At 46.1% G+C, this 14595-nt stretch carries 10 protein-coding genes and 5 tRNA genes; 11 read left to right on the top strand and 4 right to left on the bottom strand.

The genetic code is table 11. The features are described 5' to 3' along the window. The first annotated feature begins 167 nt into the window (after nucleotides 1–167). The gene (rep, locus tag VEA_RS01825) at nucleotides 168–2183 is read left to right on the top strand and encodes a DNA helicase Rep (protein ID WP_006743291.1); all 2016 of its coding nucleotides are present in this window, start codon (nucleotides 168–170) and stop codon (nucleotides 2181–2183) included. Nucleotides 2184–2256: 73 nt separating this feature from the next. Here rep and VEA_RS01820 read toward each other — a convergent pair whose 3' ends face one another. After that, nucleotides 2257–2670 carry a c-type cytochrome gene (locus VEA_RS01820; protein WP_012841248.1) on the bottom strand — a complete coding sequence of 138 codons (414 nt, stop codon included), beginning with the start codon at nucleotides 2668–2670 and terminating at the stop codon, nucleotides 2257–2259. Between the two features lie 335 nt (nucleotides 2671–3005). On the opposite strand from VEA_RS01820, the gene VEA_RS01815 reads away from it, so the two are divergent. The 5 genes from VEA_RS01815 to VEA_RS01795 all read left to right on the top strand — a co-directional run bounded on the left by VEA_RS01815 (nucleotide 3006) and on the right by VEA_RS01795 (nucleotide 3560). After that, nucleotides 3006–3082: transfer RNA gene (locus VEA_RS01815), tRNA-Arg, on the top strand. Nucleotides 3083–3115: 33 nt separating this feature from the next. Continuing rightward, nucleotides 3116–3191, top strand: a tRNA-His gene (locus VEA_RS01810). A gap of 69 nt (nucleotides 3192–3260) precedes the next feature. Continuing rightward, nucleotides 3261–3337: transfer RNA gene (locus tag VEA_RS01805), tRNA-Pro, on the top strand. 46 nt (nucleotides 3338–3383) lie between these two features. Beyond that, a tRNA-His gene (locus VEA_RS01800) sits at nucleotides 3384–3459 on the top strand. 24 nt (nucleotides 3460–3483) lie between these two features. Continuing rightward, nucleotides 3484–3560: transfer RNA gene (locus VEA_RS01795), tRNA-Pro, on the top strand. A 341-nt stretch (nucleotides 3561–3901) separates the two neighbouring features. On the opposite strand, the gene VEA_RS01790 is transcribed toward VEA_RS01795, so the two are convergent. Beyond that, the gene (locus tag VEA_RS01790; protein ID WP_012841247.1) at nucleotides 3902–4627 is read right to left on the bottom strand and encodes an HAD family hydrolase; all 726 of its coding nucleotides are present in this window, start codon (nucleotides 4625–4627) and stop codon (nucleotides 3902–3904) included. 662 nt (nucleotides 4628–5289) lie between these two features. Between VEA_RS01790 and VEA_RS01785 the strand changes: the two genes are divergently transcribed. The 5 genes from VEA_RS01785 to VEA_RS01765 all read left to right on the top strand — a co-directional run bounded on the left by VEA_RS01785 (nucleotide 5290) and on the right by VEA_RS01765 (nucleotide 11905). Beyond that, nucleotides 5290–7005: a dipeptide ABC transporter ATP-binding protein gene (locus tag VEA_RS01785; RefSeq protein WP_005379108.1), complete on the top strand. Its 1716-nt coding sequence runs from the start codon at nucleotides 5290–5292 to the stop codon at nucleotides 7003–7005. Nucleotides 7006–7097: 92 nt separating this feature from the next. Further along, on the top strand, nucleotides 7098–8651 hold the full coding sequence (locus tag VEA_RS01780; protein ID WP_012841246.1) for an ABC transporter substrate-binding protein: 1554 nt from the start codon (nucleotides 7098–7100) through the stop codon (nucleotides 8649–8651). Nucleotides 8652–8797: 146 nt separating this feature from the next. Next, a complete protein-coding gene (locus VEA_RS01775; protein ID WP_031780394.1) occupies nucleotides 8798–9775 on the top strand; it encodes an ABC transporter permease in 978 nt (325 codons plus the stop codon). Nucleotides 9776–9777: 2 nt separating this feature from the next. Continuing rightward, nucleotides 9778–10734 (top strand): ABC transporter permease, encoded by a 957-nt coding sequence (locus tag VEA_RS01770; RefSeq protein ID WP_005394358.1) that lies wholly within the window; start codon nucleotides 9778–9780, stop codon nucleotides 10732–10734. 157 nt (nucleotides 10735–10891) lie between these two features. Further along, entirely contained in the window at nucleotides 10892–11905 is a 1014-nt protein-coding gene (locus VEA_RS01765) for an SPOR domain-containing protein (protein ID WP_006741749.1), read from the top strand. Nucleotides 11906–11980: 75 nt separating this feature from the next. Here the strand turns inward: VEA_RS01765 and VEA_RS24175 are convergent, their stop codons facing one another. Then, complete coding sequence (locus tag VEA_RS24175; protein ID WP_012841245.1) at nucleotides 11981–12124, bottom strand: hypothetical protein; 144 nt, start codon at nucleotides 12122–12124, stop codon at nucleotides 11981–11983. Continuing rightward, nucleotides 12114–14435: a hypothetical protein gene (locus VEA_RS01760; protein ID WP_006741750.1), complete on the bottom strand. Its 2322-nt coding sequence runs from the start codon at nucleotides 14433–14435 to the stop codon at nucleotides 12114–12116. Before VEA_RS01760 ends, VEA_RS24175 begins: the two co-directional genes overlap by 11 nt. Between the last annotated feature and the right edge of the window lie 160 nt (nucleotides 14436–14595).

The raw sequence follows: 14595 nt of genomic DNA, 5'->3' as shown, positions 1-14595 counted from the left end.
ATCCTACCACTAGTGAATGAACGTTCATTCATTATAGCTCAAATACCCGCCTTTTATGCAACAGAATGTTGCGCTTGTTGGTATGAAAATTACAAGAAATCAGCGTAGCTTTCACGAGGCCACCCCTTTATCATAGGCGCCACATTTATCACCCGCAGAGAATTTCTATGAAGCTGAACCCTAGTCAAGATGAAGCCGTGAAATACGTGTCTGGTCCATGCCTAGTGCTAGCTGGTGCTGGCTCGGGCAAAACTCGTGTTATTACCAATAAAATCGCTTATCTGGTTCAGCAATGTGGCTACAAAGCGCGTAATATTGCAGCGGTGACGTTTACCAACAAAGCGGCGCGTGAAATGAAAGAACGTGTCGGCCAAACGTTGGGGAAAGCTGAGTCTAAAGGTTTGATGGTATCAACGTTCCACACCTTGGGATTAAACATCATCAAACGCGAATACAAGCATTTAGGATTGAAAGCGGGCTTTTCACTGTTTGATGACCAAGACCAACTGGCGCTACTCAAGGAACTTACCGAAAAGCAGCTTGATGGTGATAAAGACCTGCTACGTCAGCTTCTGAGTTGTATTTCCAATTGGAAAAACGACATGTTGACGCCAGAGCAAGCCAAAGCGCGTGCGCAAGGTGAGCAGCAACAATTGTTTGCGTTCTGCTTTGATATGTACCAAAAGCAAATGAAAGCCTATAACGCGCTCGATTTTGATGACCTAATTTTGATGCCCGTCTTACTCTTGCGCAATCATGAAGACGTTCGTCAACGTTGGCAGAACCGTATCCGCTATCTGTTGGTCGATGAGTACCAAGATACCAACACGAGCCAATATGAGTTGGTGAAATTAATCGTCGGTGAACGTGGGCGATTGACGGTCGTAGGAGATGATGACCAGTCCATTTATTCATGGCGTGGTGCGAAGCCTCAGAACCTAGTCTTGCTGGGTGAAGATTACCCGAATTTGCGATTGATTAAGTTGGAGCAAAACTACCGCTCTACGAGTCGAATCCTGCGTGCGGCCAACATTTTGATAGCCAACAACCCTCACGTCTATGAGAAGTCCTTATTTTCAGAAATTCCTGACGGTGAAAAACTCAAAGTGTTGTTGGCTAAAAATGAAGAGCACGAGGCTGAGCGTGTCACGGGGGAGTTGATTGCACACAAATTCTTGAATCGAACCGACTATCGTGATTACGCAATTTTGTACCGTGGTAACCACCAATCGCGCTTAATTGAAAAGTCTCTGATGCAAAACCGTGTGCCTTATAAAATTTCTGGCGGCACCTCGTTTTTTGCACGCGTAGAAATTAAAGACATCATGGCGTATTTGCGTGTTTTGGTTAATCCAGATGACGACAATGCATTCTTACGTATTGTGAATACACCACGACGTGAAATTGGCCCAGTAACGTTAGAAAAGCTAGGCAGTTATGCCAATATGCGTGGGAAGAGCCTGTTTGAGTCGAGTTTTGAAATGGGGCTCGAACAGCACTTAACGGGACGCGGCCTGGAAAACTTACGTCGTTTCACTCAATGGTTAGTGGCGATTGCTGACCAAGCTGAGCGTGGCGATACCGTCGAAGCGGTTCGCTCCTTGGTTCGCGATATCCATTACGAAGATTGGTTATACGAAACTTCAGCAAGCCCGAAAGCCGCTGAAATGCGAATGAAGAACGTTTCTGATCTTTACTCCTGGATAGTGGCGGACCTAGAAGGTGACAACTACGATCAAGAAGAGAAAACGTTAAAAGAAGTCGTTCAACGTTTGACCTTGCGTGACATGATGGAACGTGGCGAAGAAGATGAAGACAGCGATGCAGTACAACTGATGACGCTGCATGCATCAAAAGGCCTTGAGTTCCCATATGTATACTTAATTGGGTCTGAAGAAGGTATTTTACCGCACCAAACCAGTATTGATGAAGACAACGTCGAAGAAGAGCGTCGTCTGATGTATGTTGGCATTACCCGTGCGCAGCGTGAACTGACTTTCACTATGTGCAAAGAGCGTCGACAGTTCGGCGAGTTGATCAAACCGACGCAAAGCCGCTTTTTGGATGAGTTGCCATTTGATGACGTTGAATGGGAAGTAAACAAAAAGCCAGTATCAGCAGAAGAGCGTATGGCGAAAGGTCAGGCACACATTGCCAATATTCGAGCAATGTTTAAGAAGTAGAGTAACCTTGTTCTCACTGACTGAAAACAAAAAGGCTTGCCAGTTGGCAAGCCTTTTTCGTTGATGTCTTTACTTATAGACCTTCAATCATGTGGTCGATTGCTGCGATGATTTCATCGTCAGAACAGTCCATACAGGTTCCTTTGGCAGGCATCGCATTGAAGCCTTCTAACGCGTGCTTCACTAACGTCTCTTTGCCTTGTGCAATACGCGGTGCCCAGTCATCGGCATTACCTGTTTTAGGTGCGCCGTTTACGCCAGATGCGTGACAAGCAATACAAAAAGTACCATAAACTGTGGCGCCATCACGTGGACCGGTTGGTTCTTCTTTCACTGGCTCAGAACCCGCTAGATAAACATCACCGACAGGTTGGATGCGTTCTGCGATCGCATCGTATTCAGTTTGGCTGATGTCAGAAGCTAAAGCTGCCGTAGAAAACGTTAAGGCAGCGAACAAAACGCTAATCATTTGTCGAGACATATCCATTAAACCCACTTCACATTCCCGAGGTAAGTGACTTACCTATTTATATAGTTAGAGTATTAATGCCGAGCAGAGAAATCACTAAATTCCACTGAATGGCATAGAATGATTAGACAACTTGGTTGCAGCTGTTAAATCAATGTAAATAATGGGTGATTATATCCCGATAACTTGTTGCAATAAACAACAAGTTATCCATGACAGGGCGTGAATCACATCAAAAATTCAGTTTAAAGGAAGATAACTGTCGAAAAAGAGACCAAACGATAAAAAAAGTAAAAAAAGTACTAGACGGCATAGTGTGATATCCGTATTATTCCACTCCGCCGATAGGGCATGCGCCCGTAGCTCAGTTGGATAGAGCGTTGGCCTCCGGAGCCAAAGGTCGAAGGTTCGAATCCTTTCGGGCGTACCATTGCCTCGGAGGATACATCGGTAAAAATCAGTGGTGGCTATAGCTCAGTTGGTAGAGCCCCGGATTGTGATTCCGGTTGTCGCGAGTTCAAGTCTCGTTAGCCACCCCATTCTTTCTTTTTTAGATTGAATGCGGTAGCATTGCTCCCAATCTTGATTAAATCAAGATAAAACATCGTCGGTGAATAGCGCAGTTTGGTAGCGCATCTGGTTTGGGACCAGAGGGTCGGGGGTTCGAATCCCTCTTCACCGACCACTATTTAGTTTATGGCTGAGATAGCGGTAAACATGACAATTTGATGGTGGCTATAGCTCAGTTGGTAGAGCCCCGGATTGTGATTCCGGTTGTCGCGAGTTCAAGTCTCGTTAGCCACCCCATTCTTTATTTAAAGAATACATGCTCGGTGAATAGCGCAGTTTGGTAGCGCATCTGGTTTGGGACCAGAGGGTCGGGGGTTCGAATCCCTCTTCACCGACCACTATTAGAAAGCCTGCTTTTTAGCAGGCTTTCGTCGTTTTAGAGTTTATTACATCGCTTGGGCGACTATTAGTCGACAGTATTTCAAAGGATTTGAACCCAAGTGGGGTTCGCCTGAAGTTAGAATTCGGCTCTTCACCGACCGCTATTTAGAGCCCCAGTCGAAAGACTGGGGCTTTTTTTGCATCTATCCTCTTAAAAGCATCTGCATTCGATTTCAATTTCACCAAAAGTGTACAGCTCTAGGGGCTTTTGACCACCTATGATCCAAATGCTTTTCGAGCTGACAAAATAAACCCCAGAACGACGTCTGGGGTTTTGTGTTTTTCTAATCCGCTACTTTTATTGGGCGAGTGTTTTAAGGATTTCTCTCAGCTCTACCGTTTCTTGGATTTCAAAATTTGGCGTTATATCTGTTGAGTTACTTGCGCCTGTCGCATTTACCCACACACTCAAAATGCCCATATTGTTAGCGCCTGCTATATCTGCTGGTAAAGAGTCGCCAATGTGTAGGGCTTCTTCTGGTTTTACTTCGACCAAGTCGAGCGCTTTTTGAAAAATACTCGCAGCAGGCTTTTCCTCAGGCTCTTCTCCCCCCACAATAATATGGTCCACCCAGTCGCTCATCTGTGTCGCGTTGAGTTTTGGGTGTTGAGAAAAAATCGGGCCGTTAGTGATCACGACGAGTTTATAATGCTGACGAAGATCGCTGAGCATTTCTTTTACACCAGGGAAGAAAGTGAACGCGCCCATACGTGCAGAGTCAAAGTAGTCTTGAGCTTGTTGAGCCTCTTCGGCATTAATGCTGACTCCGTGCTCCGCCAATATGTTTTGGATCAGGCCACAACGGAACGCGTTTTCATCAGGTAGCAGAGCCACAAGGTGAGGGAATTCCGCATTCAGCTTCTTGTACACACCCTGTAAGTAGCGCTGTAAAAAAGCTTGTGGTTCGGTAACTTGCGGGTAGGTCTTATGAATCCAAGTCGTAAACTTTTGTCCTGCAACTTTATCGGCTTGTGACGTCGCACATAAAGTCTCGTCCATATCAAAAAAAATCGCTTTAAGCACAGGGGCTCCTTTCATTTACAGCTTGGCTCTAACATTGATTATCTATTATCCCACTCTGAATTGTGCCGTAAAGGGTTAAAACCGACGTGTTTCACCTACAATGGGAGAATGATGGTAACCGCACTTTCTTTTGTTTAGTCAACAAACCGCTTAAGCGGCGCATAATCGTCGTCGACAGAGGATTTGTGTGGTTTTGCTGTTGTGTTCACGTTTTAGCCTATCCTTTCTCTTTCTAAGTTTGGCTTTTTATATTTGCCGACTATTTTATTAATAGTTTTTTATGTTGAAAAATTGCTTTTCGCATACGATATTGTTTGTTAAATGTTAATAATTACACATGAATAGTGTGGTTAATGGTGCTGGTTGGCTCGTGCTTGTTTTTAGAGCATTTTTCTAGTTTTATTGGTGCATGGCGCACAAAAATAGTGTGATATGAAAATGGTTAAATACTTGTTAATGCATTTTTATTCGCTCATTGTGCGTTTATTTAATGTTTTCTCGGCGGAATATACTTTAATTGTTGCTTTTTTGTGTGATTTTTGCCAAATTGTTTCCGCATTAAGATTTCAGAGTATTATTCTGAATTTGAACGGATTCATTCAGGTGATGAATGGTGCCTTTGGCGCGATTCGATACCACAGACAAGGCAGTAGAGGTCTGAAATGTCACTATTAGAAGTGAAAAACCTTCGTATTGAATACCCATCCCGACACGGCGTTCACGCTGCCGTGAAGTCACTTTCTTTTCATATTGAACGTGGTGAAATCGTGGGTGTTGTTGGCGAATCAGGTGCGGGTAAATCCACCGTTGGTAACGCCGTTATTGATTTGCTTAGCCCTCCAGGTCGCGTTGCTAGCGGCGATGTTTTCTTGGATGGAGAAAAAATTTCTGGTTTATCACCAGAAGCGATGCGTAAGGTTCGCGGATCGAAGATTGGTTTTATTTTCCAAGATCCAATGACCTCACTTAACCCACTTTTTACGGTTGAGCAGCAGCTGAAAGAGACGATCCACGCCAACATGAAAGTCTCTGATGAAGAGGCGTATCAGCGTGCACTTTCTCTGATGCAGCAAGTTGGCATCCCGCAGCCAGAAAACCGCTTGAAACAATACCCACACCAATTCTCTGGTGGTATGCGTCAGCGTGTCGTCATTGCGATTGCTTTGGCTGGTGAGCCAGATCTGATCATCGCCGATGAGCCAACAACGGCACTGGACGTATCAATCCAAGACCAAATCCTCAACTTGATCCGAGAATTGTGTATCAAGAATAATGTCGGCTGTATGCTGGTTACGCACGATATGGGTGTGGTCTCCAACGTCACTGACCGCGTCGCGGTAATGTATCGTGGTGACTTGGTGGAGTTTGGACCAACAGCCAAAGTGTTGGGCGATCCTGATCACTCCTATACTCGCAGCCTAATTTCAGCCGTTCCACGTTCAGACAGAAAGCTCGATCGCTTCCCTTTGGTCAGCTACATCGAAGAAGCGGCAGAAATGGAGCCACTCGACATCAAGAATCACTGGCTAGGACAAAGCCAGGATGAGCGCGAGTACACAGGCCCGCTTTTGGACGTGAAGAACGTTAATCTGCGCTTTGTCACCAAAGACTCTTTATTTGAAAGCCGTCGCGAATACGTGCAGGCATCCAATAATGTGAGCTTTGAAGTGCATGAAGGCGAAACCTTTGGTTTGGTGGGTGAGTCTGGCTCTGGTAAATCAACCATTGCGCGAGTTATTGCTGGTTTATACCAACCTAACTCTGGTCAGGTGAAGTTTGAGGGTATTGACCTGACAGCTTTAACCTCTGAGAAAGAACGCCGCCCAATGCGTCGTCAAATGCAGATGGTGTTCCAAAACCCGTATACCTCAATGAACCCTCGTATGAAGGTATTCGATATTATTGCTGAGCCAATCCGTTTTCATAAACTGACGAAAAACGAGTCGGAAACTCGCCAAATCGTGAATGACCTTCTCGATCATGTTGGTTTGGGTCGCATGGCTGGGCTTAAGTACCCTCATGAATTCTCCGGTGGTCAGCGTCAGCGTATTTCTATTGCGCGTGCGTTGGCGACTCGTCCTCGACTTTTGATTTGTGATGAACCGACATCGGCACTGGACGTATCGGTACAGGCACAAATTTTAAACTTGCTGAAAGATCTGCAAAGTGAGCTGAACTTGACTATGTTGTTTATCAGCCACGATTTACCTGTTATTCGCCAGATGTGTGACCGAGTAGGTGTGATGCAAATGGGTACACTGTTAGAAGTGGCACCAACAGAACAGTTATTCACGGCACCTCAACACGAATACAGCAAAAAATTGATTTCTCTGATGCCTGAATTTACAGGCTTGCGAGAAGAGATCGAAACGGCATAAACCAAGCGCCTCGCTTGGCTAACCTTTAGTCATAACAAAGACGCAAACACAACAACAAGGGATCCGTATCCCCGCATGAAGGAGTTATGCAAATGAAAACCATGAAAAGCAAATTAGCAGTGGCGCTAATGGCGGCGGGCCTAAGCTTTAATGCACTGGCAGCAGATATCAAAGTTGGCTACGCAGCTGACCCAGTATCGCTTGACCCACATGAGCAGCTATCAGGTGGCACACTGCAAATGTCACACATGGTATTTGATCCGTTAGTTCGCTTTACTCAAAAAATGGATTTCGAACCTCGTCTAGCAGAGAGCTGGGAGCGCATTAACGACACTACCGTTCGTTTTAAATTGCGTGAAGGTGTGAAATTCCACTCTGGTAATACCCTAACGGCTGACGACGTTGTATGGACGTTTGAGCGTCTACAAAGTTCTCCTGATTTTAAAAACATTTTCGACCCGTACGAGAAAATCGTCAAAGTGGACGACAACACGTTCGATCTTGTAACCAAAGGTCCTTACCCACTAGTGCTGCAAACTGCAACGTACATTTTCCCTATGGACAGCAAGTTTTACACGGGTAAAACAGCAGACGGCAAAGACAAGTCTGAACTAGTGAAGCACGGTAACTCATTCGCATCGACTAACGTTTCTGGCACGGGTCCGTTCATCGTGACATCACGTGAGCAGGGCGTAAAAGTGGAATTTGAACGCTTTAAAGATTACTGGGACAAAGAGTCGAAAGGTAACGTTGATAAGCTAACGCTTGTTCCAATCAAAGAAGATGCGACTCGTGTAGCTGCGCTACTTTCTGGCGGCGTTGACATGATTCACCCGGTAGCACCAAACGATCACAAACGTGTGAAAGACGCAGACGGCATCGAGCTAGTCACGCTACCAGGTACTCGTATCATCACGTTCCAACTAAACCAAAACAGCAACGAAGCACTGAAAGATGTTCGCGTTCGCCAAGCGATTGTTCACGCAATCAACAACGAAGGCATCGTTAAGAAAATCATGAAAGGCTTCGCTACTGCAGCTGGTCAGCAGAGTCCAACTGGCTACGTTGGTCACGATGACAAGCTAGTACCTCGCTACGATCTGAAGAAAGCAAAACAACTGATGAAAGAAGCGGGTTACGAAGACGGCCTGACGCTAACTATGATTGCGCCAAACAACCGCTACGTAAACGATGCGAAAGTAGCGCAAGCGGCAGCGGCAATGTTGTCTAAGATTGGCATCAAGGTTGATCTGAAAACTATGCCAAAAGCGCAATACTGGCCTGAGTTTGATAAGTGTGCGGCAGACATGCTGATGATCGGTTGGCACTCGGATACAGAGGACTCGGCAAACTTCAACGAGTTCCTAACTATGACTCGTAACGAAGAAACCGGTCGTGGTCAGTACAACTGTGGTCACTACTCAAACCCAGAAATGGACAAAGTGGTTGAAGCTGCAAACGTAGAGACGGACCCTGCGAAACGTGCAGCAATGCTGAAAGGTGTCGAAGCGACGCTATACAACGATGCCGCATTCGTACCGCTACACTGGCAAAGTGAAGCGTGGGGCGCGAAGTCTAACGTGAAAGCTGCAGACATCGTGAACCCAATGGTAATGCCTTACTTTGGTGACCTAGTTGTCGAGTAATCATACTTAGTCATGACAGAGAGGGGCGCCAGTCCTTCTCTGTTTTCGACACTTGGCTCGGTTTTATTTCAGTCGGATTGAGCCAGTTTTACAGACTGAATTTTCTCTCTAAGTTTAGAGATCTATGGATAGTTAAGGGGCAAGGAATGTTTTCGTTTCTGGTCAAGCGCCTGTTTCAGGCACTGATAGTGATGTTTGTGATCAGTTTGGTGGCGTTTGCCATTCAGGACAACCTGGGTGATCCGCTGCGTGAGCTTGTAGGTCAGTCGGTTTCGGAATCGGAGCGCCAAGCGCTACGCGACGAATTGGGCCTGAACGATCCCTTTATCACAAAGTACACGCGCTTTGTGGGTAATGCACTGCAAGGTGATTTGGGTACATCATACTTTTTCAAGCGACCTGCGGTTGAGGTGATCCTCGATAAGCTGGTGGCAACATTAGAGCTCGTGTTTGGCGCGACGCTCATCATTATCGTTTTCTCTATACCGCTCGGGGTGTATTCCGCGATTCACCCGAAGAGTGTCTTTACCAAATTTGTTATGGCGATGAGTAGTGTCGGCATCTCGATTCCGGTGTTCCTAACCGCAATCATGCTAATGTACGTCTTCTCCATCGAACTCGGCTGGCTGCCTTCCTACGGGCGAGGTGAAACCGCTAACGTGCTCGGTTGGGAATCTGGCTTCTTTACCATCGATGGTATTAAGCACCTTATCCTGCCGTGTATTGCGCTAGCGTCTATCATGCTGCCGTTGTTCATCCGTCTGGTACGTTCAGAAATGCTGGAAGTACTGAGCTCGGAATACATTAAGTTCGCCAAAGCAAAAGGTTTGAACTTACAAAAGATTTACTACCAACATGCACTTAAGAACACCATGCTGCCAGTACTGACGGTAGGTGGCGTGCAGATTGGTACCATGGTGGCTTACACCATCCTAACCGAAACCGTATTCCAGTGGCCGGGTACAGGCTTTCTTTTCCTAGAGGCAATCAACCGTGTCGATACACCGTTGATCACAGCTTACGTTATCTTTGTTGGTCTGATTTTCGTGGTAACCAATACCATCGTTGATTTGCTGTACGGCATCATCAACCCAACTGTGAACTTAACTGGAAAAGGAGCTTAATCATGAGCCAATCAAATGTAACACCAGCTCCTGAAGCCGCTCCATCTGCATGGCAGCGTTTTAAAGAGTCGGACTTCTTGTATTACTTCAAGCGCGACAAAGTGGCGATGGCAAGTTTTACGGTCTTTATGATGTTCTTAGTGTTGGCATTAGCTGCGCCAATTCTAGCTCCGACTGACCCGTATGATCTGACGTCTATCGACATCATGGATTCAGAGCTACCACCGTCTTGGATGGAAGAGGGCGATGAGCGTTTTGTTCTTGGTACTGATGAGCAAGGCCGTGATATTTTATCGACCATTCTTTACGGTTCTCGTTTGTCTTTGACGATCGGCTTTTTAGCCGTCGGTCTTCAGTTGATTTTGGGTATCATCATTGGTTTGTCGGCGGGTTACTTCGGTGGTCGTATCGATAGCTTCTTGATGCGCTTTGCGGATGTTCAACTATCGTTCTCAACCATGATGGTGGCGATCATCGTATCGGCCATTTTCAAAGCCAGCTTTGGCAGCGATTTTTACAGCCAATATGCGGTGGTCATGCTGGTGGTGATCATCGGTGTGGCTGAATGGCCGCAATACGCACGTACCATTCGTGCTTCAGTACTGGCTGAGAAGAAGAAAGAATACGTAGAAGCGGCACGCGTGATGGGCTTTAAAGCGCCACGCATCATGTTCCGTCACATCCTGCCGAACTGTTTATCACCAATCTTGGTTATCTCGACGGTACAGGTAGCGAATGCGATCATGTCGGAAGCGGCACTGTCATTCCTAGGTTTGGGTCTTCCTGTTGATCAGCCGTCACTAGGTGCGCTGATCAGCATCGGCTTTAACTACATCTTCTCAGGTGCGTGGTGGATTACTGCCTTCCCAGGCATCGTGTTGGTTACACTGGTTCTGGTTATCAACTTATTGGGTGACTGGTTACGAGATGTATTCAACCCGAAACTGTACAAAGGTTAAGAATTTTCCCGCCAAGCGTTGTAAATTCGCTTAATTCCTTCCTAAACTGAGAGCCGGATGCAAATTCCGGCTCTTTTTTTGCTAGTTATTCTTTGTTCACATTTTTTTGGCGCTTTGCCGCCATAATGACCTTACCCACTAATTTAGAGTGAAGTGTATGGAAATGAAGAAGGCACAACACCCATCTCGTATCTTCCAAGCAAGCCTAGCTTTCGGCTTGTTGCTGGTATGCGCCCAGTTTTCTAGCCCAGTATCGGCGGAGGAGTTCCTTTGTCAAGCTACTCAAGCGAGCGAGAAAGAACTGCCGATGCTTGAGAAAACGTGCCCAATTGGTAACGGAGTATGGGGAAAGAAAGTGCCGCAAGGAGGCAACTACCTCTACTGGATTCAATGCGGATTACTACCAAAGCCAATGTCACTCGCGAAAGCAAAGCCGCTTTACAGCAAGATTACGACCGACGTGTGGATGAAGCCGGAGTCCAAAGGTTATCGCTGTTTGATTGGGCCTTATAAAGATCTGTCTGATGCGAGGGGAGATTTGCGGGGAGTCAAAACCTTGTCGAATTACAAAGAGGCTTTCATCCGCGTGGTTGGAAAAGAGAATAAACAGTCTACGACACCATCTAAACCCTCTGTGCCGTCGAAATCAGCCGCATCTTCGGTTAAGCCAACACCGACGGTGACCCCGAAATCCGCGCCAGTTCCTGCCGTGCGAGCTGATACCGACGCCTTTACAGCGCCGGCAGAGAAGTCAAAGACCAAGGCAAAAAATAAGCGTGATAATTCTTCCTCCAAGCCTGTTGCTAAGACCAAAGCGAAGCCGGTTGTGAGCGGGAATGATGACATTGAAGTTCGGTTGAGAACCTCCTTACAAGGCAAAACGTACGTGGTGCCATATTTACTCGATCACCACAATCAGTTTTACATGGAATACGGCAAGCCGTGGAATCGTCTCAACTACGAAAACTCGCAAAAAGTATGTCAGCAACTGGGTATGAGCTTAGCCAGCCCTGCAGAATTCAAAGTGTTGAGGGCGTCTGGTGTGATGGAAAAAAATCAATGGCCACTGCAACTGCCGTATTGGGGCAAAGATAAGAAAGGTTTGTTCGCAGATCGTGAGCCAAACCAGCTCACCGGAACCTCATTATTGAACGTAGTGTGCGTGAAATAACGACTCAAATATTGCGGTCAAAAGATAGAAGAAAGCCCCGAGTTCGGGGCTTTTTTGCGGTCTCAAATATTATCGCTATTTGAGTGGCGTTTCTTTGTGACAGTTGGAGCAGATATACACTTCTTTGATGCCGACCAAGCGTTCCCAAAGCGTTCTGCGTCTTCTACGCAAATGCACGCTATCACAGCAAGGGTTAACGATGGTTGCTTTAGTCATCATCGCCAGGCTCCAAAATCGGGAGTGAACTCGCGATGCTTGTCATGGCTTCTTTGTTGTGAGAGTACAGACCATATTCCGGCGCGGATTCATGACCGTTTTGCTCTTTACTCCAACGAATACCGATGTAGAAGTCACCAAAATCACGGTTGATGTAACGATGACGAGTTTTGTAATCTGACTCTGAGCCTGTTTCTTTTAGAATCAGCAGCTCACGGCCTTCATCATTCTGGATTTCCCAATTACCTGGAGTTTGGAATCCTGTTGGCATGAACGACGTGTAGTTGTAAGTATAAGCGTCGTACTCGTACGTACCTGACGAGTATTTCAGGACTTTGTCGTCGCCCGAGCCTTTACTTTCTACCATCAAGTCATGCTCTACCGTGCCGTGTTTGATGTGTTCTGCAACCGAAAGTGATTCTGCGAATGGTGTATTGCTTGAATCCATCCAGAACAGCTCATCATCTGAGATTTTAACGATCATTTGAGTGCCGTTATGCTCGGTTATGTGCTGGTACAGCATTTCATGCTCTTCGCCGTAGCTGTTGTATAGCTTGCCGTCTTTCAGCTCGACGTCTTCACAGTCTTTATTGTGGTATTCCGCGTAACCAGTTTGTTGGTCCAGATCGGAAAGAATAGCGTAGGCATCGTGTTCCCATGTGTTTTCTAGGAAGTCGCTGATGCTCGCTTTGTACTCTTGATTCATCTCATCATGGTTTGAGCCCCAGCAGAATAGTAGGCCTTCAGAGTCTTGCATCAACATGGCATAGCCAATTTCACCGTCTTTTTGTGCAAAGCTACCCATTTTCCACTCTTGACCGTTGAAGTGCTCGTGAGTGAAGCCCAAAGTCGGCACTACTGGTGGTGGCGTGACGCCTTCGATAACCGTTGGCATGCTGAGCGCAATCTGTACCGCGGTATGGCCATCTGTTGCGCTAATCGCAAGTGCTGCACCAGCTTCGCTCGCTTTTGTCGGTGTGCCTTTAATGGTGACAATCGCATTGTCATCCTCAGATACTGTTAGACCTTCAATGTCCACATAGTCCGCTGAGTAGTCGGTGATATGACCGTCTTTATCTTGGAACAAGCTAGAAATATCGAGCGTTTGTTCAAATACTTCACCTTGTTGTAGGTACCAACCATCAACGATGGACTGTAGACGCGCTTGTTCTGTTTCCACAACCGTTGGTGGTAAGTTTGCCGATTCGATTTCGAACTTAAATACGGTGCTTACCGTACCCAAAACCTTACCTGAAGAATCAATGTCTTGCGCCGTTAGGACTATCTCAAAATCACCAGCTTTTTCTACGATAGCAGTCGGATATAGAACAATCAGATTTCCAGTTTGCGCAACTTCAATGCCTGTGCCTGCTAAGTTGTGCGTCAGTTTGGTTGTCACAAGGTTTTGGTCTTTGTCTGTGAAAAGACCTTCAATGTTTAGTTCAACGCCATCAAAGCCTGCGCCTTGTACGATTTTTGGTAATTTGCCAAGCTTATCTTCAGCCGATTCTTCGATGGTTTCGTTTACGGTTAGCTTGTTATTGATTGCCGTTTCAGGTGCTAAGTTGTCGCTATTTGGGGTCGCGTCAGTGATGATTGGGCGTAGGCTTGCATCATTGATGTTTTCGCCGGATGCGATAAGACGATCGACTTCTTGGTTTGCCGCTTGAGCAAATTCAGTGGCCTTTTTCTCGTAGTTAGCTGGGTTTTGCGCTTTTGAGTCGGTCAGAATCTGAGCGGTTTTATGTAGTTCGGCGTTTTTTGTCGCACCTTCAACAAAATCACTGTACAGATCAATTGGTGCTTCTTCTGAGCCTCCTAGCGCTTGGTTTACCTTGGCTTTTGCGTCTTCTTCACTAATGGATGGATCTTTTGCCATTTCAATCGCAACAAGGTCTGTGATAGGTGAAATCACGTTTGACGATGTTGGTGCACGGAACACGATTTCGTGGGCCATGGCTTGGCCTGGATGATCCATATCAACCGTGTATTTGCCAGCGTACTCTTTAGCATCCAAAGCGATAAGCTGTTTCTGCTTTGCACCGTTTGGTGTAATGGTCTGCAGTGCTAGAGTGTTTTCTGGTTTTGCATCCAATTTAAGCTGACCTTTCTCATCGGTCAGACCAAGGAATGTTTCTTGAGTGTCCCATTGGCCGTTGTTGTTCGTATCTTCAAAAACAACTGCATGTTTGAAGTAGCCGTCAAAGCCTGTGATCACAACACCGTTGTTAGCACTGTTTGAGCCACCATCTGAACCGCCACAGCCAGTAAGAGCGATAGCCACTGACGCTGCTAATAAACTCACCTTATTCATTATTCATTTGTCCTTGTTTCGTTTCCGAATGAGAAAGTCGCTTTTTTATTGTTTTTATCTTTCAATCTCACTAGTGAGATTGAAGAGAGTGGTGTCTTTTTAATGACTATTGAGCCTAGGTTCAAGACACGAAAAACCGCACAAAACCCGTAAAATTTAT

This window comes from Vibrio antiquarius (genome assembly GCF_000024825.1).
GTDB lineage: Bacteria > Pseudomonadota > Gammaproteobacteria > Enterobacterales > Vibrionaceae > Vibrio > Vibrio diabolicus.
This window is presented reverse-complemented; position numbering and strand designations above follow the sequence as displayed.